Origin of the sequence: Klebsiella sp. CN_Kp106 (assembly GCF_040064575.1) — a bacterium.
GTDB lineage: Bacteria > Pseudomonadota > Gammaproteobacteria > Enterobacterales > Enterobacteriaceae > Klebsiella > Klebsiella michiganensis.
In genome coordinates, this window is the sequence record NZ_JBEAIG010000056.1 from 40,154 (window position 1) to 65,551 (window position 25,398).

General features: G+C 56.5%; 18 protein-coding genes and 1 pseudogene. 2 read left to right on the forward strand and 17 right to left on the reverse strand.

Going from position 1 to position 25,398, the window contains the following annotated elements; translation table 11 throughout:
• Positions 1–3 precede the first annotated feature (3 nt).
• From mukB to cmoM, 4 genes and pseudogenes are all read right to left on the reverse strand, one after another.
• On the reverse strand, positions 4–4,452 hold the full coding sequence (mukB, locus tag ABLU96_RS19565; protein ID WP_064404632.1) for a chromosome partition protein MukB: 4,449 nt from the start codon (positions 4,450–4,452) through the stop codon (positions 4–6).
• Positions 4,452–5,156: a chromosome partition protein MukE gene (gene mukE, locus ABLU96_RS19570; RefSeq protein ID WP_004100725.1), complete on the reverse strand. Its 705-nt coding sequence runs from the start codon at positions 5,154–5,156 to the stop codon at positions 4,452–4,454. Before mukE ends, mukB begins: the two co-directional genes overlap by 1 nt.
• Positions 5,137–6,459 (reverse strand): chromosome partition protein MukF, encoded by a 1,323-nt coding sequence (gene mukF, locus ABLU96_RS19575; protein WP_014228648.1) that lies wholly within the window; start codon positions 6,457–6,459, stop codon positions 5,137–5,139. Before mukF ends, mukE begins: the two co-directional genes overlap by 20 nt.
• A pseudogene (gene cmoM, locus ABLU96_RS19580) lies at positions 6,456–7,242 on the reverse strand (tRNA uridine 5-oxyacetic acid(34) methyltransferase CmoM). Before cmoM ends, mukF begins: the two are co-directional and overlap by 4 nt.
• 121 nt (positions 7,243–7,363) lie before the next feature.
• Here cmoM and elyC point away from each other — a divergent pair.
• Positions 7,364–8,143 (forward strand): envelope biogenesis factor ElyC, encoded by a 780-nt coding sequence (gene elyC, locus ABLU96_RS19585; RefSeq protein ID WP_064404637.1) that lies wholly within the window; start codon positions 7,364–7,366, stop codon positions 8,141–8,143.
• On the opposite strand, the gene ABLU96_RS19590 is transcribed toward elyC, so the two are convergent.
• The 13 genes from ABLU96_RS19590 to ABLU96_RS19650 all read right to left on the reverse strand — a co-directional run bounded on the left by ABLU96_RS19590 (position 8,120) and on the right by ABLU96_RS19650 (position 23,199).
• Entirely contained in the window at positions 8,120–9,013 is an 894-nt protein-coding gene (locus tag ABLU96_RS19590; protein ID WP_014228646.1) for a YcbJ family phosphotransferase, read from the reverse strand. The two genes, elyC and ABLU96_RS19590, sit on opposite strands and share 24 nt — an antisense overlap.
• 141 nt (positions 9,014–9,154) lie before the next feature.
• Positions 9,155–9,901: a 3-deoxy-manno-octulosonate cytidylyltransferase gene (gene kdsB / locus ABLU96_RS19595; RefSeq protein ID WP_025107504.1), complete on the reverse strand. Its 747-nt coding sequence runs from the start codon at positions 9,899–9,901 to the stop codon at positions 9,155–9,157.
• Complete coding sequence (gene ycaR / locus ABLU96_RS19600) at positions 9,898–10,080, reverse strand: protein YcaR (RefSeq protein WP_004130952.1); 183 nt, start codon at positions 10,078–10,080, stop codon at positions 9,898–9,900. The genes kdsB and ycaR overlap by 4 nt, the downstream gene beginning before the upstream one ends.
• Positions 10,081–10,132: 52 nt before the next feature.
• The gene (locus tag ABLU96_RS19605; RefSeq protein WP_046878175.1) at positions 10,133–11,362 is read right to left on the reverse strand and encodes a winged helix-turn-helix domain-containing protein; all 1,230 of its coding nucleotides are present in this window, start codon (positions 11,360–11,362) and stop codon (positions 10,133–10,135) included.
• A 45-nt stretch (positions 11,363–11,407) separates the two neighbouring features.
• Positions 11,408–12,388, reverse strand: coding sequence for a tetraacyldisaccharide 4'-kinase (gene lpxK / locus ABLU96_RS19610; protein ID WP_064404639.1), 981 nt, complete (start codon positions 12,386–12,388; stop codon positions 11,408–11,410).
• Entirely contained in the window at positions 12,385–14,133 is a 1,749-nt protein-coding gene (gene msbA / locus ABLU96_RS19615; protein WP_004849478.1) for a lipid A ABC transporter ATP-binding protein/permease MsbA, read from the reverse strand. Before msbA ends, lpxK begins: the two co-directional genes overlap by 4 nt.
• A gap of 45 nt (positions 14,134–14,178) precedes the next feature.
• Positions 14,179–16,434 carry a ComEC family protein gene (locus tag ABLU96_RS19620; RefSeq protein ID WP_064404641.1) on the reverse strand — a complete coding sequence of 752 codons (2,256 nt, stop codon included), beginning with the start codon at positions 16,432–16,434 and terminating at the stop codon, positions 14,179–14,181.
• A 215-nt stretch (positions 16,435–16,649) separates the two neighbouring features.
• Complete coding sequence (ihfB, locus tag ABLU96_RS19625) at positions 16,650–16,937, reverse strand: integration host factor subunit beta (RefSeq protein ID WP_004100704.1); 288 nt, start codon at positions 16,935–16,937, stop codon at positions 16,650–16,652.
• A gap of 150 nt (positions 16,938–17,087) precedes the next feature.
• A complete protein-coding gene (gene rpsA / locus ABLU96_RS19630) occupies positions 17,088–18,761 on the reverse strand; it encodes a 30S ribosomal protein S1 (RefSeq protein ID WP_004100702.1) in 1,674 nt (557 codons plus the stop codon).
• Positions 18,762–18,898: 137 nt separating this feature from the next.
• On the reverse strand, positions 18,899–19,582 hold the full coding sequence (gene cmk, locus ABLU96_RS19635) for a (d)CMP kinase (RefSeq protein WP_004849475.1): 684 nt from the start codon (positions 19,580–19,582) through the stop codon (positions 18,899–18,901).
• A gap of 292 nt (positions 19,583–19,874) precedes the next feature.
• Positions 19,875–21,158 carry a 3-phosphoshikimate 1-carboxyvinyltransferase gene (gene aroA / locus ABLU96_RS19640; RefSeq protein ID WP_004849473.1) on the reverse strand — a complete coding sequence of 428 codons (1,284 nt, stop codon included), beginning with the start codon at positions 21,156–21,158 and terminating at the stop codon, positions 19,875–19,877.
• A 73-nt stretch (positions 21,159–21,231) separates the two neighbouring features.
• Positions 21,232–22,320, reverse strand: a complete 1,089-nt coding sequence (gene serC / locus ABLU96_RS19645) for a 3-phosphoserine/phosphohydroxythreonine transaminase (RefSeq protein WP_004849472.1) — start codon at positions 22,318–22,320, stop codon at positions 21,232–21,234.
• Between the two features lie 186 nt (positions 22,321–22,506).
• Complete coding sequence (locus tag ABLU96_RS19650; protein ID WP_014228639.1) at positions 22,507–23,199, reverse strand: DUF421 domain-containing protein; 693 nt, start codon at positions 23,197–23,199, stop codon at positions 22,507–22,509.
• Positions 23,200–23,313: 114 nt separating this feature from the next.
• Between ABLU96_RS19650 and ycaO the strand changes: the two genes are divergently transcribed.
• The gene (gene ycaO / locus ABLU96_RS19655; protein ID WP_014228638.1) at positions 23,314–25,074 is read left to right on the forward strand and encodes a 30S ribosomal protein S12 methylthiotransferase accessory factor YcaO; all 1,761 of its coding nucleotides are present in this window, start codon (positions 23,314–23,316) and stop codon (positions 25,072–25,074) included.
• Positions 25,075–25,398: the final 324 nt, after the last annotated feature.

Below are 25,398 nucleotides of genomic sequence, written 5' to 3' on the forward strand. Positions count from 1 at the left end.
ATCCTATGAAGCATTTGCCGTTCCCGGCAGCGTTTCGGGCAGCTGCGGTGCGAAGCCACGCAGCCCGACGACGTGCACGTGCTCGTGATTATTCACGACCTTACGCACCAGCTTATAGGTGGTACCTTTTTCCGGGCTGATATTTTCCGGCGCCGCAATAATCAGCTGCATCTCCAGACGATCGCAGAGCTCGAACAGCGTCGCGATAGAGCGAGCATCCAGACGCGCCGCTTCATCAAGGAACAGCAGACGACACGGCGAAATGTCCTTACCGCGCAGGCGCATGGATTCATCTTCCCAGCTCTGTACTACCATCACCAGAATCGACATCCCGGTACCGATAGCCTCACCGGTCGATAGCGCACCGGATTCCGCGCGCAGCCAGCCGTCGGAACCGCGGTTAACTTCCACTTCCATCTCCAGATAGTTGCGGTAGTCCAGCAGCTCTTCACCGATGGTCTGCGGCGTACGCTGCCCCATATCAATCTGCGGATTGAGGCGCTGATACAGCTTCGCCAGCGCTTCCGAGAAGGTCAGACGATTGCTGTTAAACAGGTCCTGATGCTGTTCATGCTGTTCTGACAGCACGTCCAGCAGCATCGAGTGGGTTTCCCGCACGTTGACGTTCAGACGCACGCTGTTGACCTGGCCGAAGGAGACGCTCTGCAGCCCCTGGTTGAGCATACGAATACGGTTTTGCTCGCGCTGGATAGTCTTGCGGATAATATTGGCCACGCTGCGGGAGCTGATGGCCAGCTTCTGCTCGCGGTTGGTCAGCTCTTCCGTCAGACGGCTGAGTTCGATCTCCATCTGCTCAATCGCTTCCACCGGATCGTCGGTGCGGATGATATCCTGGCGAATACGCTCGCGCAGATGCTGATAAACGGCGACAAAGAACTGGATTTTACGCTCCGGGCGTTTCGGATCTTCAGAAATACGCAGTACATCGCGCAGGTGTTCGTTATCCGAGACCGCCAGACGCAGCGCGCCGAGCGCCTTATCCGACATCGAGCGCAGTTCATCTGCCGAAAGGTAGGCCAGCTCGCGACGATGCAGGCGACGCTCCACGCCGTTGTCTTTCACCAGGCGCATGACCGCACACCAGCCGGCTTTAGCGCTGACCACCTGTTCGCGCATTTCGCAATAATCGCGCTCCAGCTTGCGCAGCCTGCGGGTCAGGTTATCCATTTCCGCTTCGCAGAAGGTCAATGCTTTTTCGAGCTGGTTCCGCCGCGCGCGGTTGTTGCTGAGCTGAGCATGAAGCTCATCGCGGCGCAGACGAGCGCGCTCTTCGGCGCCGGCGTCGGCGCGCACGCCAATGTCCTGAAGCTCTTTATGCAGGTCGTTGAGCAGCTCTTTCTTGGTGTCGTAGGAGCTTTTCAGCGATGCCAGCACCTGGTTGTACTGATTGAGCTGCGCGGCGTGGGTACGCAGCGCTTCGCGGGTACGGGCGCGCTCCGCCTCAGCCTGCTCCAGACGCTGGCGCAGCTTCTCGTTCAGATCGCTATTACCGCTCAGCATCTCTGCGGAATCGGAGTAGCTAAAGTGGGCGCGACGCTGCACCACTTCGGTCAGCGCAAATGCCTGCTGACGCGCGTCGCGCTGAGTCTGCTGCGAATAGGCGTAATCTTCTTTCAGCTGTTCAAACTGCTCCGGGTCGCTTTGAAGCACGGAAACGATCGGCTCCAGTTTTGCCAGCTGATTCCCATGCTGCTGGACGAAGCGCGCGGCTTCCTGCGCTTCGTCAAGGCGTTCCTGGATCTCATCCACGCGATCGGCCAGCGAGTCATCGGCCAGCAGATTCAGACGCGGCAGCAGGCGGTTGAGTGCGGATACGCCCTCTTTTGCCTGCTCATACTGCACCCGGTTCTGCTGGTTATCGCTCTCATGGGCGGTCAGCGCCCGCTCCAGTTCGCCGCGACGCGTATTCAGTTTACGGATTTCTTCTTCCGGGTCGTCCTCAAAGGCCACCGCAAGATGGTTGCCGATAAAGCGGCTGAACGCCTGATGGAGGCGCTGGGTTTTCTGCACATCAAACGACAGGGTCGCAAAGCGCTCGGACAGGCTTTCGCGCTCGGCGTGCAGCGTTTCAACGCGGCTTTCACGCGCGGCGCGGCCAAACAGCGGCAGCGTCGGGAAGCGTGAATAGCGCCACTGACGATCGGCAATCTTAACGACCACCGCTTTTTCCAGCTCATCGACGCTGAATACGCTGTCATCAAACGACTGCGGATCGCCCTCGATCAGGTAGAGATCTTCGGGACAATCTTCGAGACCTTCCAGCTGATCGGCAATCAGCGACAGATCCGGTACCACAATGGCGTGGCGGGAAGGACCGTAGAGCGCGGAGTAATACGGCGCATCATCGAGGCTCACGTCATCGTAGATTTCCGACAGCAGTACGCCGCCAAAACGTTCCGCCAGCGCGTTCAGGCGCTGATCTTCCGAACCGCCCGGCTGGCTAAGACGCTCAATTTCATCGTCGATAGCGCGCTTGCGGGCCCCGACTTCATCGCGCTCCACGATAGCTTCGCGTTCACGCTCCAGCAGCTGCTGGAGATATTCGGTGACGTCCTGGCTTGACTCAAACTGCTCGCCGCTCTGCTCGCACAGCTGATTGAGGCTGTTCTGCGCCGCCAGCCAGATGGGCGCGCGGCGCATCAGCGTTTGCGTCCGCGACTGCAGCTGTTCCAGCTCCTGACGCAGGGTCATCCGCCGTTCGCTGGCGGTGGAAACGCTGTCGGAAAGGGATGCGATGCGGGCTTCCAGCTCCTGGTGCAGGGCTTCCAGCTCGTCGATATCGTAGCGTTTGCCCTGGCGCTTACAGAACTCATTGAGCTGGCGTTCGGCATCCTGCTGTTCACGCAGACGCTGTTCAAGCTCCGTCAGACGACTGCGCAGCCCGTGCGCCTGTTCGGCCTGATGACGTTGATTAACGCCTTCGCGCAGCAGCTCGCGCGCCACGTTCCAGGCTTCATTACGCGCCAGCGGGCCGTTGATCTCCACCACCAGCTGGTAAGCCTGTTCAAACTGGCTGTGCGCGGTTTGCGCCACGCTCATCTTCTGTTCCAGCGACAGCATTTTCTCCGTCGCTTCCTGCTCTTTCGCCTGGAAAGTTTCCAGCCACTCGTCGGCGCTCTCCGGCGTTAAATCCGGCAGATGGCAGAGGGCTTTTGCCCGCTCCAGCGCCTGCAGCGCCTGGGTGTACTGAATCGCGCGAGTCTGCTGCACGTCCAGCGCCTGCTGGTAGTCGGCAAGCTGGTTTTTCAGCTCATCCACTTCCAGCTCGGCGGCTTCGGCGCGGGCTTCGTTCTCTTCCTGCTGGTCAACCGCTTCCGCGACAACTTCATTTTGCTCTTCGAGGCGAATCTGCAGTTCATCAAGATCCGCTTCATAGCGCTCGATTTTTTCCTGCTGGCGCAGAGCGGTCTGCACCAGGTTCAGATGGTCGCTGGCGGCCTGATAATCGGCTTCCAGATCGCCTTCCGCGCCGTTATGTTCCTGCAGCTCGCGGGCCATATCGACGTGCTTATACTGTTCCGCCGCGAGCTGAGCGCGGGAGGTGAACAGATCGCGACGATACTCCAGCGCCTTGTCGAGATGAATGCGTCGCTCGTTAGCGTGACGCATATAGTCGGCGGCAACGTAGTTGGTGGCTTCGCTGATCAGATGCTTGAACAGGTCGCGGTCCGACTGCGTCACGCGGATAGCTTCCAGCGTCATGCGGTTTTCACGCAGCGCCGCTTCCATATCCTGGAACGCCTTACGCACGCCGCCGTTTTCCGGCAACAGGTAGTCGCGCAGCGAGCGGGTAATGGTGCTCGAAATACCGCCGTACAGCGAGGCTTCGATCAGGCGATAGTATTTGCTACGGTCCGAAGCCGAACGCAGGCGGCGAGCCACCACGCCCAGGTCGAACATCAGCGAGTGATACTCGGTAATAGAGTTAAACTGCTTGAACTGCACCCCTTCCATCGCTTCGAGCTTATCTTTCAGCTCGTTGAGCGTCACCACGCGCGCCTGGCGTTCGTTAAGGGTTTCGGTCAGCAGCTGAGTTGGCTGGATGGAGGTTGGCAGGCCCTGGATCGCAAAAGGCTTGATATCGACTTTACGATCGCGACCGGCGACCTGCTGTAGACGAACGCCGACCACCACGCGCTGGTGGCGGGAGTTGATCACGTCCAGCACGGAGTAGCAGACGCCAGCGCGCAGCTTACCGTGCAGGCCTTTATCGCGCGAGCCGCTGGTCGCCCCCGCTTCCGTGGTGTTACGAAAGTGCAGCAGCGTCAGGTCCGGGATCAGTGCGGTGACGAAGGCGGCCATGGTCGTGGATTTACCGGCACCGTTACCACCGGAAAGCGTGGTCACTAATTCATCGAGATCAAAAGTACGGGCAAAAAAACCGTTCCAGTTAACCAGCGTCAGCGAGCGAAACTTACCGCGTTCAATCATTACTCTTCCTCCCCGCTATCCGGCTGATTCTCTTCATTCTCATCATTAAGCTGCAGGCGATTTTCCAGCGCCATCGCTTCACCGTCGCGGATCATACGCAGCTGGGCTTCGCGCGGATCGTCACCGGCGCGCACGTCGGCGCCGAAGCGAAACACCGATTCGGTAATGCGGAATTTGCTGCTGTCATGGCCCATAAACCACACCATGCCGAGGCGGCGCAGGCGGTTGAGCGAAGCGCGCATTTTTTCCTGCAGCTTCTGGCGGTCAAGGTCGGACCCGGTAGAACGGTTATTGACCAGCTTGAGCAGCTTGGCTTCGTCTGCGAGGGTCAGCAGCTCGTCGTAAAGCTCCTGCTGAGTGAAGATGCCCTCGTTGGCCAGACGCTCCGGGCTGAGGTAGAGATAGCAGAGAATTTTACCCACCATCATATCCAGCTCGGAGAGCACCGAGCGCGGGATCAGCGTGGTCGACCGCGGGCGCAGATAGAAAAAACCCTCCGGCGCGCGAATCAGCTCGACGTTGTAGCGAGCATAAAACTCTTCCAGGTAATCCTGAAAATCCATTAAAAATGCGTGATTATCCAGCTCGTCAAGGCCGATATGACGGCCCGCGCGCAGGGCGCTATCCAGCGCCGGAAATAACGGATTAGCCAACGCTTGCGCCAGTTTAACCGGCATCACTTGTTCAATATTTGTCGATGACATGCGCCTGTACCTTGGCTCCGTAATCATTAATCGGCTGCCATTTTGCCGGCAGTCCGGTGAAATCTGCTTGCGCTACGCCCAAACGTACCGCCTGGTCGACCACAATACGCGCGACGTCAAAGTGGCGCGCGCGCGGATACTGCGACAGATATTCGCGTACCACCAGGCCAAGATCCAGCGGCAGTCCCTTCTCTTTATAGACCACCAGCTGTCCTTCAATCAGCGCCGCCAGCTGTTCGCGAATTTCGTTAAACTCTTCGTACTCCAGATCCGTTGGAAGTTCCCCGGTAACCTCTTCATCATGCAGCGCCATCTCTTCATCGCGCATATCAAGCAGACGATCGGCATTCGCATGGGTGAGCGCCCAGGGGGCGTCGAAGTAGGTTTGCACCGACTGACGCAAACGCTGTGCGAAGACGCGGTTTTTATCCATATCAATGGCGGTACGGATAAATTTATGCACGTGGCGATCGTAGCCGATCCACAGGTCAATCGCCTGCTGCCCCCAACTGACGATACGGTCCAGCTTGCTTTGCAGATCGAACACCAGACGATCGATAAAATTCAGATCGTCGCGCGCCATGGTCGAATCCTGGATACGCAGCAGGTTTGCCTGCAGCTTATCGCCCGCCGCGTCCAGGGTATCCTGCAGTTCCCGCAGGGTGCCGGACGTTTCCGACAGCAGCAGCTCGCAGCTGGAGATCGCCGCCCGCCAGTCTTTGTTCAGCAGCTGGGCAATATCATCTTTCACCAGCTGCTGCTGCTCATCCATGATTCGCTGAGTCAGGTCAATGCTGTCAAAGATTTCCGCTACCGAGTACTTCAGCGGAGCGAAAACGTTACGATGCCAGTGGAACTCATCGCCGCCCTCTTCTGCCGAGTCGGCGGCGCGCTTGAGTTCGCTGGCAACGATGGAGAGCTGCATCGACAGTCGCAGGGTGGAGAACTCGCGCTGGCGAATATAGTAGTCGGTGATCCCAATGCCCAGCGGCGTCAGGCGATAAATAGCGTTACCCTCGGTGATTTCGCTGGTAAAGCGGTTCAGCAGACGCTGGCGCACCATATCGTTAATAGCATTATTGGCGCGCTGGCTGATGGTTTCGCTGGTCTGCTCAAACGCATCACTCACGTGGCGGAACGCATCCACCAGTTCTCCCTCGGTCATTTCCCCTTCCATCCGCTCGCCGTTCAGCGTGGCAATCGCCAGCAGAAAAGAGAGTCTGTCGACCGGCAGCGAAATAGAAAAATCATTTTTCCTGGCCCAGGCAACCAGTTCGGGGACTGTCTGGGAAAATTCACTCATAGTTTATCCTTGCATCTGCGGCTTAAGCGCGGTGACGTGAATATAACGGCCTAAGCTAATATACGGCTCCTGGCGACAGTAGCGCGTTTCCAGCTCCAGCAGCGCCGCAAATTTATCGTGCTGTTGGTGTTTTTCACGCAGATAATCATGAAACACCCGCACGCCGGTCTTGCCGGTAATCTGCCAGCCAATCTCTTCCAGCCAGCCGTAAACCTGCTGCGGATCGCGCGGATAGTCCGGCGACAGCGTGCGTTTTTTCTTTTTCGGCATGCCGATTTGCACATAGTCGAGATTTCCGGCGACCATATTGTGCATCAACAGACCGTTAGCATTGTAGAACATCAGCGACAACGCGCCGCCGGGGCGCAGCATCGACCAAAGGGTACGTAACATCGCCTGTGGTTCGGCTATCCACTCCAGCACCGCATGAAACAGTATCAGATCGACCGGACTTTCCAAATGCTGCTCAATATCCTGAGCCGCGCATTGTACAAAATGCATGTTGTCGATCACACCTTTATCGGCAGCCGCCTGCCGGGCACGAGCCACCATTTCACCAGAGAGATCGCATAACGTGACGTGATGCCCCATTTCCGCCACTTTGATCGCCGTCTGCCCTTCGCCGCCGCCCGCGTCAAGAACTCGCAATGGCCCAGGCCCCAGCCGGTCCAGCAGCGGTTGCAGATCCTGCCAGAGGATCGCCTGCCGCAGCTGGCCTTTGGTGGTGCCGTATATATTGCGCGAAAACTTTTCAGCAATATCATCGAAATTACGATCCTGCACGGGTGACTCCACACGCCAACACAAAGCCGCTATTTTGTCATACCCGCGCGGAGAATGAAGCGATCTGTTGTAAGATCCGGGCATATCTTTGGTTATATGGTTAAAAAAGGAACCGTACGGCATGCTTTTTACGCTGAAAAAGGTTTTAGGCGGTATGATGCTGCCGCTTCCCCTGCTGCTGCTGCTCATTGCGTTCGGCATAGCCCTGCTGTGGTTTAGCCGTTTCCAGCGTACCGGCAAGCTCTGCGTCAGCCTCGGCTGGCTGCTGTTGCTGCTGTTGAGCCTGCAACCGGTCGCCGATAGCCTGCTCAAGCCAATTGAAGATAAGTACCCGACGTGGCGAGGTGAAAAGCGCGTGCAGTACGTGGTCGTGCTTGGCGGAGGCTACACCTGGAACCCGGACTGGGCGCCCAGTTCCAATCTCATCAATAATAGCCTGCCGCGGCTGACGGAGGGGATCCGCCTGTGGTATGAAAATCCGGGCTCGAAACTCATCTTTACCGGCGCAGCGGCAAAAACAAATCCGGTCAGTACGGCAGAAGCCGGGGCCAGAGTGGCAGAGAGCCTGGGCATACCGCGCAGCGAAATCCTTGTTCTGGATAAACCCAAAGATACCGAAGAGGAAGCCGCTGCGGTGAAGATGGCGATAGGCGATGCGCCGCTCCTGCTGGTCACCTCCGCCTCTCATCTGCCGCGGGCGATGATTTTCTTTCGCCGCGCCGGGCTAACTCCCCTGCCCGCGCCGGCCAACCAGCTGGCGATTGAGTCACCGCTTAACCCGTGGGAGCGGGCTATTCCTTCGCCCGTCTGGCTCATGCATAGCGATCGGGTGGGTTACGAAACGTTAGGCCGCATCTGGCAGTGGCTAAAAGGTTCTTCAGGCGAGCCAGGGCAGGATTGATTTTGCCGCCAGGTCAAACCGGACGCGGTCAAAGCGTCCGGTATTCACCAGATTATCCACTTCGTCCCACAGCAGATACAGCCAGCGCCGCCAGAGAAACGCTTCCGCCACCGGCGCCCGGCGCAGATAGTGCCACAGCAGCTCCTCTTCCTGACCGCTCTCGGCCAGACGGAAAAGCTCGTATTCCCGCGGCGCCCAGAGCATCATGCCCGGCCCCACCATCGCCAGCAGCTGATCGCTGCGCGGATCTTTAAGCATGCTGCGCAGCGTGAAGCTACCGTGTACCAGCACGCAGTTATCATTGAAACCTTTAAACAAATCCATAAGGCATTCGCGCGTGCGGAACAGGATGCGTTTGTCCTGCATCGTCAGGCCGGTATCCTGATAAAGATTCAGCGTACTCCATAGCACCTCCACGCGCTGGCGGTACCAGTAGGGCCAGAGATTTTCCTGAGTGCTATCGACCATCCCGACGCAGCCGCCGCTATCCTGACGATGCCAGGCCAGCAGCGCTTCCACGATCTGCTCCTGCAGCTGCTCCCAGCGCTCCGGCGTGCGGGCGGGGGCTTCAACCGAGACGCCGCGCAGTCGTTCAATCAGCAGTACATCGGGACCCGGATGCTCGTCGTGCGTCATCACGCCGTAGACAACCGGCATACGGACGGTGCCGCTTCGCGCCAGGGTTGATATCTTCCACGCCAGCTGACGCGCCACGCCCGGCGTCGTAAAGCTGCGCGCCAGCAGCGGCATTGGGTTTCCCTGCGCATCATATAGCGACCACAGCGCCGACGACGGTTTCTCGCTGACGCACTCCACGCGGCTTAGTTTTTCACCCAGCAGGTGGCTCAGCTCGGTACGCAACTGTTCCATTTCTGATTACCCCTATGAATACTACCGGTTTCATAATGAGCGCCTGGGCCGGGGTTGTCATCGGGTGAGATCAAAATTGACGTAAAAAAGTATGGAATAACGGCCTGGGGATATCCCCTCCTGGCGGAGGGGATGGGGGGATTAACGCAGCTCCGCGCGAACGCGCTCCAGATCTTCCGGCGTATCGACACCTGTACCGGGAACCACTTCCGCCACCGCGACATGGATTTTCTCGCCATACCACAGCACGCGCAGCTGCTCGAGCATCTCTATTTGCTCCAGCGGGCTCGGCGCCCAGCTCACATAGCGACGAATAAAACCGGCGCGATAGCCATAAATACCGATATGACGCAGCAGCGAATCACCGATAGCCTCGCGGGATTTAGCGAAACGATCGCGATCCCACGGAATGGTGGCGCGGGAAAAATAGAGCGCGTAGCCCTCAGCATCCATGACGACCTTCACCGCATTTGTATTAAACGCCTCTTCCGCATCGTGGATTGGCACCGCTAAGGTTGCCATACCACTGGTGCTGGCAGCCAGATTCTCGGCTACCTGGCGCACGATCGCGGGCGGGATCATCGGCTCATCGCCCTGAATATTCACAATGATGGTGTCATCGCTGAAGGCGCATTTTTCAACCACCTCGGCCAGGCGTTCGGTGCCTGACTGATGATCTTCACGGGTCATGCAGACTTCACCGCCGGCGGCTTCCACCGCGCGGGCCACGTCTGGATGGTCGGTAGCAACGATAATCCGCTCGGCCCCGGATTCGCGAGCGCGTTCCAGAACATGGACAATCATCGGCTTGCCGTTGATATCCTGGAGCGGTTTCCCTGGCAGGCGGGTAGAAGCAAAGCGCGCGGGGATAATAACCACGAAACTCATGACTGGCTCTCTTCTACAGGAAGCGGGCGGGCTTCGGTTTCCAGTAGTACGGGAATGCCTTCACGCAGCGGAAAAGCCAGGCGATCAAGTTTGCAGATCAGTTCTTGCTTATCCTGGCTGTAATACAGCTTACCGTTACAAACCGGACAGGCGATAATTTCAAGTAAACGGTGATCCATGATTCCTCCAGATGGACCGAATAGATTCTTCAGCAGCATATCACACGTGGGCTCAGGCAGCGTCAATTTCCCAACCCTGTTGCCGCCCGGCAAAAAGTTCCGCCGGCAGCTTCCCGCAGCTCACCCGCGTGGCGTCCTGCCAGAGGGCAAAATCATCAATGGCACGTTTTAGCCCGCTCTCCAGGCCCGACGTCACCTTGACGCCCTCCTCCAGCCACAGGGCGATAATTTCCAGAACGCCGGTTTTGCGGTGCATTTTGCTATCCATTCTGCCAACCAGTCTCCCCTGGTGCAGCAGCGGTAATACGAAATAGCCATACTGCCGTTTCGGCGCGGGCGTGTAGCACTCCAGGCGATAGGTAAAGTTAAACAGCTGTTCCGCTCGTTTGCGATCCCAGACTACCGGATCGAAAGGCGAAAGCACCGCGCTGCGGCTGGCGGCGAGCCTACCGCCGGGAGAAGACTCCAGCAGCGCCAGAGCATCACGGTGGAGCCACATTTCGCCCAGCGCTTCAACGTTAACCGGCACCACCAGCCCCTCCTCCTGCCAGCTCGCCAACAGTAGCGGCAGCGGGGGCTGACGCAGACGATAATAATCCGCCAGCCACTGCGCGCGAAAAATCCCCAGGCTGCGAGCACTACTACGTAACATCATGGCTTCAGCCTGCTCCTGAGAGAGCCCGTCGCGCTCATCGTCCCAGTCCGGCATGACCCGCTGCGTCAGATCGTAAACGCGCTGAAAATTACGCCGCTCGATAACCATCACTTCACCGGCGGTGAATAAGCCTTCAAGATGGCGCTTATGCGGTTTCCACTCCCACCATCCGCTGGCGCCTTTGCGCGGATGCTCGAAGTCGGCCGAGCGAACCGGGCCATTTTCGGCTATATGCGCCAACAGCGCCTGAATGCCCTCGGCGTGTTCGGTCATCCACGCTTTGTGATATTTCCAGCCCATTTTATCCGGCGTCAGCATGCGGTGACGCACCAGTGAAAAGTCGCTGCGCGGTAAAAAGCAGGCTTCGTGCGCCCAGTACTCCATCAGCTCGCCGGCGCGGAGCGCCTCGTCCAGCCAGCGCTGCGGATAGTGGCCGAGGCGGCTGAACAGCACCAGATAAGGACTGCGCGCAACAACGTTGATGGTATCGATTTGCAGCAGGGACATCTGCTTAATGGTCTGCAGAATATCCCCGGGCTTTGCGCGGCGACGGGGCTTTTTTAGCAGCCCCTGAGCGGCAAGGTGAAGATGGCGGGCTTCTTTAAGCGAGAGGGACAATACCGGCATGCAGCTTCTCCGTTAAGGGTTCCGGCGCAAGCGGTGATACGACGATTAGCGTTGCGCCAGGGTAACTAAGTCCGTGAGCAACCGCTGCGCGCGTTGGTCAGTCATTATCGCGTCGACCGGAAGATACCACCAGTTTGCCTGAGCAAATTCGCGACACTTCACAGCATCTTTTTCGGTCATCAGCAGGGTTTGCTGCGGCGTCGCCAGCGCGGCGACTGCGCTCTGCGCCAATGCCTGATGATCGGCTAAGGCGATGGTTTTTACCGGACTGACGCCGCAGCTTTCAAGGGTGGCGAAGAAGCGCGGCGGGTGGCCGATTCCGGCCATCGCCACCACGTTGTCCAACGCCGCCGCATCCCGGCGTTCGCCGGTCAGCAGATTTACCGCCTGCCCGGGGCGAAGCTGCATCGGGATCTCTCCCGGACGGGCGAGACCGCCGTTAACGATAACCGCATCCACGCTGCGTAAACGCGAAGCGCGCTCGCGCATGGGGCCGGCAGGCAGCCACCAGCCGTTGCCAAAACGGCGCACGCCGTCAATCACCACAATTTCTTTGTCGCGCGCCAGCTTATAGTGCTGCAGGCCATCATCTGTGACGATAAGCTGAAGATCGTGGGCGGCGAGCAGGGCCTGTACCGCATCGCTGCGTACCGGCGAGACGGCAACCGGCGCGCCGGTACGCTGGTAAATCAGCACCGGCTCATCGCCCGCTTCCGCTGTGGGGGTAGCCGTATTCAGCAGCAGCGGATAGCTCACCGCTTTACCGCCGTAGCCGCGTGAAACGACGCCAACGCGAATACCGCGCTGCTGGAGCTGTTCCACCAGCCAGACGACAACCGGCGTTTTACCATTACCGCCCGCGGTCAGATTACCCACCACCACCACCGGCACCGGCGCTCGCCAGGCTTTTTGCCAACCGAGTTTATAGCTCAGCCGTATCAACCCGCTCACCAGGCCATAGAGCCAGGAGAGCGGAAGCAGCAGCCGCCATAAGGGCGACTCACCGGACCAGATGCGTGCAATCATGCGCCGAACTGCATCTTATGCAGCTGGGCGTAAACGCCCTTGTGCTCAAGCAGGTCGGTATGGCTGCCGCGTTCAACGATCTGGCCATCTTCCACCACCACGATCTCGTCGGCCTGCTCAATCGTCGACAGACGGTGGGCAATCACCAGCGAGGTGCGGTTTTTCTGCAGTTCGTCCAGCGCCGCCTGAATAGCGCGTTCCGATTCGGTATCCAGCGCCGACGTGGCTTCGTCGAGGATCAGTATCGGGCTGTTACGCAGCAGGGCGCGAGCGATAGCGATACGCTGGCGCTGACCGCCGGAAAGCATAACGCCGTTTTCCCCGATAATCGTATCCAGGCCATTGTCCATTTTGTTGATAAAGTCCATGGCATAAGCCATACGAGCGGCTTCTTCTATCTGCTCGCGGCTGTACTCTTCGGTACGCGCGTAGGCGATGTTATTCGCTACGGTATCGTTAAAGAGATGAACGTTTTGCGACACCAGCGCAACCTGATCGCGCAGGGAGCTCAGGGTGTATTCACGCAGGTCGTGGCCGTCCAGTAAGATCTGCCCATCATCGACATCGTAGAAACGCGTAATCAGGCTGGCGATGGTCGACTTACCCGAACCCGAGCGCCCTACCAGCGCCACGGTTTTCCCTTCCGGAATATTCAGGTCTATATTGCGCAGCGCGGCGACTTCACGTCCCGGGTATCTGAAGGTGACGTTTTTAAATTCGAGGTTGCCCTTCGCGCGTTCGATAACCCGCGTGCCTTCATCTTTCTCCTGCTCGGAGTCAAGGATAGCGAAAAGCGTCTGGCAAGCGGCCATCCCGCGCTGGAACTGCGCGTTGACGTTAGTCAGTGATTTCAGCGGACGCATCAGGGCGATCATTGAAGAGAAGACAACGGTGATGGTACCCGCCGTCAGCGTCTCCATTACGCTCGGGAAGCTGGCAGCATAAAGCACGAAAGCCAGGGCCAGAGAGGCGATCAGCTGAATAATCGGGTCAGAAATTGACGACGCAGAGACCATTTTCATCCCCTGCAGGCGCATTTTATTGCTGACTTTATCAAAACGTTTGGTTTCGACGGCCTGACCGCCAAACATCAGCACTTCTTTATGCCCTTTCAGCATCTGCTCTGCGCTGGTCGTTACCTGGCCCATGGTGTTCTGCATATTCTTGCTGATATTACGAAAACGCTTCGAGACCACGCGAATCGCAATAGACACGATCGGCGCCAGCACGATCAGAATCAATGACAGCTGCCAGCTGTAATAAAACATCATCGCGAAGAGGCCAATAATCGACGCGCCTTCGCGCACAACGGTAATCAGCGCGCTGGAGGAAGAAGACGCGACCTGCTCGGAATCATAGGTAATACGCGATAGCAGCGTCCCGGTGGACTGTTTGTCAAAGAAGGCAACCGGCATCCCCATCATGTGGCTGAATAAACGACGGCGCATCGTCATCACGACCTTGCCGGAAACCCAGGAGATACAGTAGCTCGAAACGTAGCTGGTAATGCCGCGCAGAACCATCAACCCGATCACCACCAGCGGCATCCATATCAGCACCGAGCGATCCGTTTTACCAAAACCATCATCCAATAACGGTTTAAGAAGCGATAGCATGAAGGTATCACTAGCCGCGTTAAGCACTAACGCTACCGCTGCCACGATTAGCCCGGGTTTAAACGGCGCTATAATCGGCCAGAGTCGGCGGAAGGTCTGCCACGTGGAGAGATCTTTATCGTTCTGCATTCAATAAACCAGCTTGTGTTGAAATAGCCGCATATTCTACCCGTTCTACGCCTTCCCGCCAAACCACTGATGATACCATCGCGGTAAAACTTGATCCCGTAAGCCATGGATTTGCCAGCTATCCGGAGAAAAAACCACCGTAATTTGCCCCTGATGCGGCGTGTCGAACCACTGATAACTCTGTTTTCGGTAGCGCTGAATCACTTTGGTTGATGGCATGCGCCATGCGTTATAGCGCGAAGCGGAAGCCAGCGCCGCTTCTCCGCCAACGCTACGCAGCAGGGCGATTCCCGACGAGGTATTACTGCCGTGGTGGGGGACCTGGATAAGTGTAGACGTAAGATGCTGCCAGTAGCGGCTAATCATCGCCCGTTCCGCGGGCGTTTCGATATCCCCGGTCAGCAGAATACTGTGTTTACCGTCATCAATACGCACCACGCACGAGCGATTATTCCCCTGCGCTGTCGCTCCGGGCAGCGGCCAGAGCGCGCGAAAGGTTAAACCCCGCCACTGCCAGGTTTCTCCGCGCTGGCAGGCTAAATGACCCGCCCAGCCTAAAGGGCTTCGCACCCATATCCGGGGCCACGCCTTTAACACCGAATTTAGCCCGCCGCGGTGATCGAGATGCTCGTGGCTGAGAACGATGCCTTCAAGCTGCAAATGATGCCAGCGTAGCCAGGGAATAATGATCTGCTGACCGCTGTCTCCCTCGGGCCAGGCCAGGCCGGTATCATAGAGAAGCGCCGCGCCCTCGCGTTCAATCACCATTGCCAGCCCCTGCCCGACATCCAGCATGGTGACTCGCCATTCGTTAGCAGCCGTACTCCGCCAGAAGGGCCAGCTCAATAGCCCGAGAAATGCTAAACAAAACGCGGGCAACGTGCGCCACGCATGAAAACGCCAGACGATTAACGCCAGCCACGGCAGCAAGCTTATCCCAAGCCAGCGCGCATCCAGCGCCAGCCAGCCGGGCGGCAGCTGTCGTAAGAACCAGAATAGCGCGGCCAGAACACGGTCCGCCGATTGCCAGACCGCCATCTCAATGATAAACGGCGCGCAGAGGTGTAAAAACATCGCGGTCAGAATTAGCGGGACAACGACAAAGGTCACCAGCGGTACGGCAATCAAGTTGGCCAGCACGGACGTCAGGCTGATGCCGTGAAAAAGTGCGATCTGTAGAGGAGCAAGTAAAAACATTAAACCGATCTGCAGATGACATAACGCGAGGCTTTGACGCAGTAGCCCGCTCCTTTTGCCGCCCGGCATCGGCGCCAGCTGATACCAGAAGATAAGCGCCGCAACGGCAAACGCGGAGAGCCAGAGGCTTTCGGACAACACCGCCAGCGGATCGGCAAACAGCATTGCGCCAATGCAGCAGACCCATAGCTGCCATGGCGACCAGCGTTTTCCGGATAGCCGCAGCGCGCAGCCGGCGGCCAGCGCGACGCAGGTGCGCAACGCGGGTGGCTGCATGCCGGTCAGCCCGGCGTAAAAAATCGCGCTCGCCAGGCCAACGAGCAGCGGCGCCCGCCAGCCAAGCCAGCGGCACGGGAGAAAAAACTGCACACCTCTGAGCAGCAACCAGCCCAGTGAAGCCCCTAGCGCGATATGTAAGCCAGAAATCGCCATCAGGTGCGATGTCCCGGTTTCCTGCATCAGGGTCTTTATCTCGCGCGGTATTGCCAGACGCTCCCCCATGCCTAACCCTAGCATCACTGATTGCCACGGCAACGCGTTCAGCGTTTGATTCAGCGAAGCAAGATAACGCGCCCGCAAACTACAGGTCCGTACCCGAACGTCAGCGGTGATAAAGCGTCCGGTTAACGGACGATGCTGCGACAATGCATGACGCTGGCTATCAAACCCGCCATCGTTGAGCTGTCCGTGTACCGGACGCGCGCGCAGCGTCATCGCCCAAACCTGACCTGCGCAGGGCGTTTCTGGCAGGTAGCTACCGTAGAGGCTAATCCCTGGCGCAGGAAACAGCCGTCGCCCATCCAGACGGATAATCTTCCCCTGATGCGTTGTCTGCCCGTCCGTTGCGGTTAGCTCAACGTCAACCTGGCGATTCCTGTCCGTTAACCTCTCCGTCGGCCACAGCACCTCGCCTGCGCTGAGGGCTCCCCAGGCAAAAAACAGCGTTATCAATGCCGCGTATTGCGCAGTTGTGCGTCGACATTGCGCAATGAGTAGCGCCAGGGCCATGAGCCCCCAGATAACCCACCGCCCGGGCAGCACTGGCAGCCAGAGCAGCGGCAGAATACCGATAATCACACAGCCGGCAAGTTGTGGTAAACGCATTAGCACCTCCCTGTCAGAGGGAGTGTTACGCTAAACGGGGGGAGTGTCGCCAGGCAAGGAAAGGAACTGCGTCGCGCCATCCGCAAAATCTACCGCGTTAACGCAACAGAACCCGCGTTTTGCGAGGTCACTTCAAAGAGAGATTTAAAGGCATAAAAAAAGCACCCGAAGGTGCTTTTTTAACGTTTAAGTATGTTGTCGCCGATCGGCGAAACTTACTCTTCGTAAATATTGGCGCGGTCGCGTAATTCTTTGCCCGGCTTAAAGTGGGGAACGTATTTACCTTCCAGTTCAACTTTATCGCCAGTCTTTGGGTTACGCCCGGTGCGGGGTGCTCGATAATGCAGAGAGAAGCTGCCGAAACCGCGGATTTCAATGCGCTCGCCTTGAGCAAGCGTTGAGGCCATATGCTCCAGCATTTCTTTAACAGCATCTTCCACTGCTTTCGCAGGAATGTGAGATTGCTGGCTGGCAAGTCTTTCTATCAATTCTGACTTGGTCATTATTCCTCCGGTTTCCTTCAAGGCAAAATTAGCTAACAGCTTAAACAAGGGCGGCCGTAGCCGCCCTTTGTGCTTGATTACAGGACGAATCCTGCAATCTGTCAAGTAAACTCGTCGTAATTCAGGTTGTTGTAACCCGAAAGACTAAGATTACTCGCCTTTAGCTGCTTTGAAAGCTTCAGCCATTGCGTTGTTGGAGAAGTTTGCATCTTCCTGTTTGTTAACAGTTGCGATTGCATCTTTCTCGTCAGCTTCGTCTTTCGCACGAACAGACAGGCTGATTGCGCGGTTTTTACGATCAACGCCGGTGAATTTAGCTTCAACGTCGTCGCCAACGCTCAGAACCAGAGTTGCATCTTCAACGCGGTCACGGGAAGCTTCAGAAGCGCGCAGGTAACCTTCAACGCCGTCAGCCAGCTCTACGGTTGCGCCTTTAGCGTCAACTGCAGTGACTTTACCGTTTACGATTGCGCCTTTCTTGTTCAGTGCAACCCAGTTGTTGAACGGATCTTCTGCAAGCTGTTTAACGCCCAGAGAGATACGCTCGCGCTCTGCGTCAACCTGCAGAACAACTGCTGCGATTTCGTCGCCTTTTTTGTATTCACGAACTGCTTCTTCGCCTGCAACGTTCCAGGAGATGTCAGACAGGTGAACCAGGCCATCGATGCCGCCGTCCAGGCCGATGAAGATACCGAAGTCAGTGATAGACTTGATTTTACCTTCAACACGGTCGCCCTTGTTGTGGGTTTCCGCGAACTGCTGCCATGGGTTGTTTTTGCACTGCTTCAGGCCCAGGGAGATACGGCGACGTTCTTCGTCGATATCCAGAACCATAACTTCCACTACATCGCCAACGTTAACAACTTTGGACGGGTGGATGTTTTTGTTGGTCCAGTCCATTTCGGAAACGTGAACCAGGCCTTCAACGCCTTCTTCGATTTCAACGAAGCAGCCGTAGTCGGTCAGGTTGGTCACGCGACCGGTCAGTTTGGTACCTTCCGGATAACGCTTAGCGATAGCTACCCACGGATCTTCGCCCAGCTGTTTCAGGCCAAGAGATACACGAGTACGTTCGCGGTCGAACTTCAGCACTTTAACAGTGATTTCGTCGCCAACGTTTACGATTTCGCTCGGATGCTTAACGCGTTTCCATGCCATATCGGTAATGTGCAGCAGGCCGTCAACGCCGCCCAGATCAACGAATGCACCGTAGTCAGTGAGGTTCTTGACGATACCTTTAACTTCCATGCCTTCCTGCAGGTTTTCCAGCAGCTGATCGCGCTCTGCGCTGTTTTCGGATTCGATAACGGCACGACGAGAAACAACAACGTTGTTACGTTTCTGGTCCAGCTTGATGACTTTGAATTCAAGCTCTTTGCCTTCCAGGTGCAGCGTATCGCGCACCGGACGAACGTCTACCAGGGAGCCCGGCAGGAACGCACGAATACCATTCAGCTCAACAGTGAAGCCACCTTTAACTTTGCCGTTGATAATACCGACTACAGTTTCAGCGTCTTCGTAAGCTTTTTCCAGCGTGATCCAAGCTTCGTGACGTTTAGCTTTCTCACGGGACAGCAGGGTTTCACCGAAGCCGTCTTCTACTGCATCCAGAGCAACGTCAACTTCGTCACCAACCTGGATTTCCAGCTCGCCCTGGGCGTTTTTGAACTGCTCTGCCGGAATGGCAGACTCAGATTTCAGACCGGCGTCAACCAGTACTACGTCTTTGTCGATAGCAACAACAACACCACGAACGATGGAACCCGGACGGGTTTCGATTGTTTTTAAGGATTCTTCAAATAGTTGAGCAAAAGATTCAGTCATGTTTAATCTTCAGGTTTCATATTTAACGTCCACCTGGCTCCATGCCGGATGGGGTTGTTTAACATACCCGCTAACACTCCATTGCTGCGGGGGTACTGCTATAATTCGGAGGCTGTTGTGCTTTATCGATAAGACGATTAAGCGGAAGCCAGTTTTTCGCGCGCATAGTGTAGCGCTTTTTCAATCACTTGCTCAATGTTTAGTTCTGTTGAATCAAGAACCAAAGCATCGGCAGCCGGGATCAGCGGCGCGACTGTACGATTGCGGTCGCGATCGTCGCGCTCTTTTATCTCGGATAAAAGGCGATCAAAGTTAACACTAAAGCCCTTCTCCTGCAACTGAAGCATGCGGCGATGAGCACGTTCCTCCGCGGAGGCGTCAAGGAAAATTTTCACCTGCGCATCAGGGAATACGACGGTGCCCATATCGCGTCCGTCGGCGATCAGGCCTGGCAATTCGCGAAAGGCCCGCTGGCGGCGCAGCAACGCTTCACGCACGCGGGGAAAAGCCGCCACTTTAGAGGCCGTGTTGGCTACATCCTGAGTGCGAATCTCAGCGCTAACGTCCTCCCCCTCCAGTACCACTTCCAGGCTACCGTTAGTGGAGACAAACCGAACATCCAGGTGCGCAGCCAGCGGCACCAGCGCCTCTTCGGATTCAACATCCACATGATGATGTAGCGCAGCGAGAGCAAGCACGCGATAAATCGCCCCAGAGTCGAGCAGATGCCAGCCCAGCGTTTCTGCCATTGCCTTGCATAAGGTGCCTTTGCCCGCACCGCCAGGCCCATCAATGGTGATTACCGGAACTGTTGCCGTCATCTTTTTCTCCTTCAGCAAGGCGCATCAATATATAAACGCCGCGCATTATACGCATCTCTTCGACGGAAAGTGAGCATTGCTTGTAAATTACGGATAACAGGAAATCTCCTGTGGAAGAATTGTGCAATTATAGCGGGCTGACAGAGCAACAGCCCGGAAGATGATGCCGTTTTACCGTTAATCTGCGGCGATGCCAGCGCGAATGTACTGCGCCAGGGCTTGCCGGTTTAACACGCGGGCATAAAAAAACGCCGACACGATGGCCGGCGTTTTTACCTTAAACGCGCGTTATTCAGGCCAGCGTACTGATTCGCGCCAGCTGCTCAAAGTAGTCCGGGAACGTTTTCGCCGTACACTTCGGATCAAGGATGGTGACCGGCGTATCGGAAAGCGCCACCAGCGAGAAGCACATTGCCATACGATGGTCGTTATAGGTGCCGATCTCAGCAAACTGGAGCTTCGCGGGCGGAGTAATGCGGATGTAATCCTCCCCCTCTTCCACCTCTGCCCCCACTTTACGCAGCTCCGTGGCCATCGCAAACAGACGATCGGTCTCTTTGACACGCCAGTTATAGATGTTGCGCAGCGTCGTGGTGCCCTTCGCAAACAGGGCCGCCGTGGCGATAGTCATCGCCGCATCCGGAATATGATTCATATCCATATCGATGGCGTTCAGTTCACCATGGGTGCAGGCAATGAAGTCATCGCCCCAGGTGACGGTTGCGCCCATTTTTTCCAGCACATCGGCAAAACGGATATCGCCCTGGACGCTGTTGCGGCCAATACCGGTGACTTTCACCGTTCCGCCCTTAATTGCGCCGGCAGCGAGGAAGTAGGATGCCGAGGAGGCATCGCCTTCAACCAGGTAGTCCCCCGGCGAGCGGTAGTGTTGATTGCCGCGTACGATAAAACGCTGGTAAGACTGATTTTCAACCTCAACGCCAAAGGTTTTCATCAGGTGCAGCGTAATATCAATATAAGGTTTGGAAACCAGATCGCCTTTAATCGCGATGACGGTATCCTGAGGCGCCAGCGGGGCGGTCATCAGGAGCGCGGTCAGAAACTGGCTGGAAACGCTGCCGTCCACTTCAACCTGGCCGCCGCTGAAACCGCCGCGCAGGCGCAGCGGCGGGTAGTTTTCCTGCTCCAGGTAATCAATCTGCGCCCCGCCCTGACGCAGCGCGTCAACCAGGTGGCCAATCGGCCGCTCTTTCATTCGCGGCTCGCCGGTCAGCACAATATCGTTACGGCCTAAACATAACGCCGCCGCCAGCGGACGCATCGCCGTTCCGGCATTACCGAGGAACAGTTCTAATGCTTCAGCCGCCTGCAGAGGGCCGCCGTTGCCGGTGACTTCACAGCGGGTACGATCGGAAGACAGGGTGTAATGAACTCCCAGCGCGCTCAGGGCATTCAGCATGTGGCGTACATCGTCGCTATCCAGCAGGTTGGTCAGCACCGTCGTGCCGCGGGCCAAAGCCGCCAGCAGCAAGGCACGGTTAGAGACACTCTTGGACCCGGGCAGGTTAATCGTGCCATCTACGCGTGCGATGGGTTGTAACGTCAGGGATTCCATTAAACTCAACTCTCAAACAAACAGAATAAAAACCCCGCAGACCGGCTGCGGGGATGAAAAAACGCGGCGACGATTAACCGTGACGGCGTTCGAAGTCCTGCATAAAGTCGGTCAGCGCCTTCACGCCCGCCAGCGGCATGGCGTTATAAATGGAAGCGCGCATGCCGCCCACGACGCGGTGGCCCTTCAGCGCATGCAGACCTGCGGCAAAGGACTCTTCGAGGAACAGTTTATCAAGCGCGCTGTCCGCCAGCTGGAACGGCACGTTCATGCGCGAGCGGTTCGCCGCAGCGACATCGTTGCGATAGAAACCGCTGTTATCGATGGTGCTATACAGCAGGTCGGCTTTCTGCTGGTTGATTTTATCCATAGCGGCAACGCCGCCCTGCTCTTTCAGCCATTTAAACACCAGACCTGACAGGTACCAGGCAAACGTCGGCGGCGTGTTAAACATGGAGTCATTGGCGGACAGGATGGAGTAATCAAGAATCGACGGGCAGGCTACGCTGGCTTTACCCAGCAGATCTTCGCGCACAATAATCAGCGTCAGACCTGCGGGACCGATGTTTTTCTGCGCGCCCGCGTAGATCACGCCATAGCGGCTGACGTCAATTTCACGGGATAAAATCGTCGATGACAAATCCGCCGTGACGACCACATCGTCGCCAAAGTTTGGCGCTTCTTCAATGGCAATACCGTCAATGGTTTCGTTCGGGCAGTAGTGCAGGTAGGCCGCGCCAGGGGTCAGCTGCCATTCGCTCATCGGCTTAACCGCGCGCAGGCCGTCAACGGTGATTTTGGCGTCGATCACGTTCGGCGTGCAGTATTTATGCGCTTCTTTTACCGCGCTGGCCGCCCAGTAGCCGGCATCGACGTAGTCGGCAACGGTTTTATCGCCAAGAAGGTTCAGCGGGATACCGGCAAACTGCCCGCGACCGCCGCCGTGGCAGAATAAAACTTTATAGTTGGAAGGAATATTGAGCAGGGAGCGAAAATCCTGTTCCGCTTCTTCAGCCACCTTAATGAACTCTTTACCACGGTGGCTGATTTCCATCACCGACGTCCCCAAACCGTTCCAGTCGCACAGTTCCTTTTGTGCCAGTTTGAGTACTTCCGCCGGCAGCATTGCCGGGCCTGAACTGAAGTTATAGACCTGAGCCATTTCCCCTCACCACTTGCTATGTTATTTACCCGCGAACCGTCGCGGGCATAAGTTATTCCTGTGGCTATCGGTTTTATCATTCAGTGACACGCACCGCAATGGCTAAAACTGAGCGTCGGGGAAATGCGGCCTCGCTCACACAAAAGAATCTGCCAGCTTGACGTCATAAAACCGACATAATTGCTGTCAGGTGACTCTTTTTGCCCGGCTGACCTTCGACCATTCTGCATTTGCGCAGCGAGGGCATAATTGTTTATCCCCGGCTCGTAGCGTAAGGATTGCGCTACAGCGAACGCAGGCATACTCGTCGTCCCGGGGTATCGTGGTAAAACGATCGGTAAAGCGGGAAGGAAGAATGGAGAGTCCGGCTTTAACATCGTCATCCTCATAGAAATAGAGGCTGATCTGGCCGTTGGTTTCCAGAATAGCCAGCCGCACCTGCCCCAGTTGCTCAACCCCGCTGATTCGCAGCTCCATAAAAAACTCAAATTCGGTCATATTTTCCGCCTGCAGTTTCTCCCAGGCCAGCTCGCCGTTTTCCACAACAATAATCGGCTTACCCTCCAGCAGATCCTCCAGTTTTTCGCTATGCCCCATCAGCCACATAATCAATCGGTACAGCAGGGCCAGAGTGATAAAAACCGCCAGTACCGGCAGCATCGGAACGTCATCATAGAATGCGACGTCGCCCGCGGCCGAACCGAGGGTCAAAATGATGAGCACTTCGAACAGTGACATCTGACGAACGCCCCGCCGCCCGGTTATCTTGAGAAAAATAAATACCAGTACGAAGGTGTAGAGGCTCCGTAATGCCACCTCGGCCAGAAATTCCACGGGCACTTTATCCAGTGCCATACGATGCCAGTCAAATGTCTTCATGATTAACGCCTGAACAGTTATTGAGTGACATAAGCATAGCCAGACGATGGAGATAGCACCCGTCATCTAAAACCCGTATCATTGCGCGCTTTACGTACGATAAAAGTGACTGCCATGACTCAAACATTTATTCCCGGCAAAGATGCCGCCCTGGAAGATTCCATCGCTCGCTTCCAGCAGAAGTTGCACGACCTCGGATTCGATATTGAAGAGGCCTCATGGCTCAACCCGGTTCCGCACGTTTGGTCAGTGCATATCCGCGATAAAGAGTGCGCCCTGTGCTTCACCAACGGCAAAGGCGCCACCAAAAAAGCCGCGCTGGCCTCCGCGCTCGGAGAGTACTTTGAGCGCCTCTCGACCAACTATTTCTTTGCCGACTTCTGGCTGGGCGAGACTATCGCCAACGGTCCCTTCGTTCACTATCCGAATGAAAAATGGTTCCCGTTAACCGACGATGACGAAGTACCGGAAGGCCTGCTGGATACCCGCCTGCGCGCGTTCTACGATCCTGACGATCAGTTAACCGCCAGCATGCTGGTCGATCTGCAGTCAGGGAATGACGATCGCGGCGTCTGCGGTCTGCCGTTCACCCGCCAGTCTGATGGTGAAACGGTCTATATTCCGATGAATATTGTCGGCAACCTGTACGTTTCTAACGGGATGTCCGCGGGCAACACCCGCAACGAAGCCCGCGTTCAGGGCCTCTCAGAAGTGTTCGAACGGCATATTAAAAACCGCATTATCGCCGAAAGCATCAGTCTGCCGGAGATCCCGGCGGAGGTGATGGCGCGCTATCCGGGCGTAGTTGAATCGATCAATAAGCTGGAGGCCGAAGGTTTCCCGATTTTCGCTTATGACGGTTCGCTCGGCGGCAAATATCCGGTTATCTGCGTCGTGCTGTTTAACCCAGCTAACGGCACCTGTTTCGCCTCTTTCGGCGCGCATCCCGATTTCGGCGTGGCGCTGGAACGTACCGTTACCGAACTGCTCCAGGGCCGCAGCCTGAAAGATCTCGACGTCTTCACGCCGCCCACCTTCGACGATGAAGAAGTTGCCGAACATGCGAACCTTGAAACGCACTTTATCGATTCCAGCGGCCTGATCTCCTGGGATATGTTTAAGCAGGATGCCGACTACCCGTTCGTGGACTGGAGCTTCTCCGGAACCACGGAGGAAGAGTTCGCCACCCTGATGGCTATCTTTAAACAAGAAGATAAAGAAGTTTACATCGCCGATTACGAACACCTGAGCGTCTACGCCTGCCGAATCATTGTCCCGGGCATGTCTGATATTTATCCGGCGGAAGACCTCTGGCTGGCAAATAACAGCATGGGCGCGCCTCTGCGGGAAACGATTCTTTCCCTGCCGGAAAGCGAGTGGGAAAAAGAAGATTATCTGGCGCTTATCGAACAAATGGATGATGAAGGCCTTGATGACTTCACCCGCGTGCGCGAACTGCTGGGTCTGGCGACCGGCAAAGACAACGGCTGGTATACGCTGCGCATTGGCGAGCTGAAAGCCATGCTCGCGCTGGCGGGCGGCGATCTCGAGCAGGCGCTAATCTGGACCGAGTGGACCATGGAGTTCAACGCTTCAATCTTTAGCGCCGAGCGCGCTAATTACTACCGCTGCCTGCAAACCCTGCTGCTGCTGAGCCAGGAAGAGGAGCGCCAGCCGCTGCAGTATCTGAACGCTTTTGTACGCATGTACGGCGCCGATGCCGTAGAAGCCGCCAGCGCCGCGCTGAGCGGAGAAGCGCCGTTCTACGGCCTGCAGGCAGTAGACAGCGACCTGCTCGCGTTCCCGGCTCATCAGTCGCTGCTGAAAGCCTACGAAAAGCTGCAGCGCGCAAAAGCAGCATTCTGGGGTAAATAAGCGCGCTTTACTGCCTGAATAACCCTATGATGGGGGCCGGCGAAGGCCCCCATTTTTATGTTTTCCGCAACCCCAAAGCCCGATTGTAGCCATAAAGTTAATTAGTGGTGAGAAATAATAAAATCCCACCGCAAATATTGTTAATTTTAATAAAAATACCCCATTTTAATTAACCGAAAAACGGGGGTAAAATGAAAATAATCAACATTATTTGTAAATTTTAAAATTTATTTTTTTATTAAAAAACAACAATTTAAACCAACATTAAGGCAAATCCACACACTCAAAAGGCCTATAGTTCCGGTAGGATATGATCTACATCAA

What these genes read in the sequence shown, in the direction of transcription:
- ABLU96_RS19590 (WP_014228646.1), bottom strand. Translation starts at nt 9,013, where the DNA reads ATGGAACAGTTGCGTACCGAGCTGAGCCACCTGCTGGGTGAAAAACTA.
- ABLU96_RS19620 (WP_064404641.1), bottom strand. Translation starts at nt 16,434, where the DNA reads ATGCGTTTACCACAACTTGCCGGCTGTGTGATTATCGGTATTCTGCCG.
- ABLU96_RS19650 (WP_014228639.1), bottom strand. Translation starts at nt 23,199, where the DNA reads ATGAAGACATTTGACTGGCATCGTATGGCACTGGATAAAGTGCCCGTG.
- elyC (WP_064404637.1), top strand. Translation starts at nt 7,364, where the DNA reads ATGCTTTTTACGCTGAAAAAGGTTTTAGGCGGTATGATGCTGCCGCTT.
- mukE (WP_004100725.1), bottom strand. Translation starts at nt 5,156, where the DNA reads ATGTCATCGACAAATATTGAACAAGTGATGCCGGTTAAACTGGCGCAA.
- aroA (WP_004849473.1), bottom strand. Translation starts at nt 21,158, where the DNA reads ATGGAATCCCTGACGTTACAACCCATCGCACGCGTAGATGGCACGATT.
- lpxK (WP_064404639.1), bottom strand. Translation starts at nt 12,388, where the DNA reads ATGATTGCACGCATCTGGTCCGGTGAGTCGCCCTTATGGCGGCTGCTG.
- ihfB (WP_004100704.1), bottom strand. Translation starts at nt 16,937, where the DNA reads ATGACCAAGTCAGAATTGATAGAAAGACTTGCCAGCCAGCAATCTCAC.
- serC (WP_004849472.1), bottom strand. Translation starts at nt 22,320, where the DNA reads ATGGCTCAGGTCTATAACTTCAGTTCAGGCCCGGCAATGCTGCCGGCG.
- kdsB (WP_025107504.1), bottom strand. Translation starts at nt 9,901, where the DNA reads ATGAGTTTCGTGGTTATTATCCCCGCGCGCTTTGCTTCTACCCGCCTG.
- ycaO (WP_014228638.1), top strand. Translation starts at nt 23,314, where the DNA reads ATGACTCAAACATTTATTCCCGGCAAAGATGCCGCCCTGGAAGATTCC.
- ycaR (WP_004130952.1), bottom strand. Translation starts at nt 10,080, where the DNA reads ATGGATCACCGTTTACTTGAAATTATCGCCTGTCCGGTTTGTAACGGT.
- ABLU96_RS19605 (WP_046878175.1), bottom strand. Translation starts at nt 11,362, where the DNA reads ATGCCGGTATTGTCCCTCTCGCTTAAAGAAGCCCGCCATCTTCACCTT.
- rpsA (WP_004100702.1), bottom strand. Translation starts at nt 18,761, where the DNA reads ATGACTGAATCTTTTGCTCAACTATTTGAAGAATCCTTAAAAACAATC.
- cmk (WP_004849475.1), bottom strand. Translation starts at nt 19,582, where the DNA reads ATGACGGCAACAGTTCCGGTAATCACCATTGATGGGCCTGGCGGTGCG.
- mukB (WP_064404632.1), bottom strand. Translation starts at nt 4,452, where the DNA reads ATGATTGAACGCGGTAAGTTTCGCTCGCTGACGCTGGTTAACTGGAAC.
- msbA (WP_004849478.1), bottom strand. Translation starts at nt 14,133, where the DNA reads ATGCAGAACGATAAAGATCTCTCCACGTGGCAGACCTTCCGCCGACTC.
- mukF (WP_014228648.1), bottom strand. Translation starts at nt 6,459, where the DNA reads ATGAGTGAATTTTCCCAGACAGTCCCCGAACTGGTTGCCTGGGCCAGG.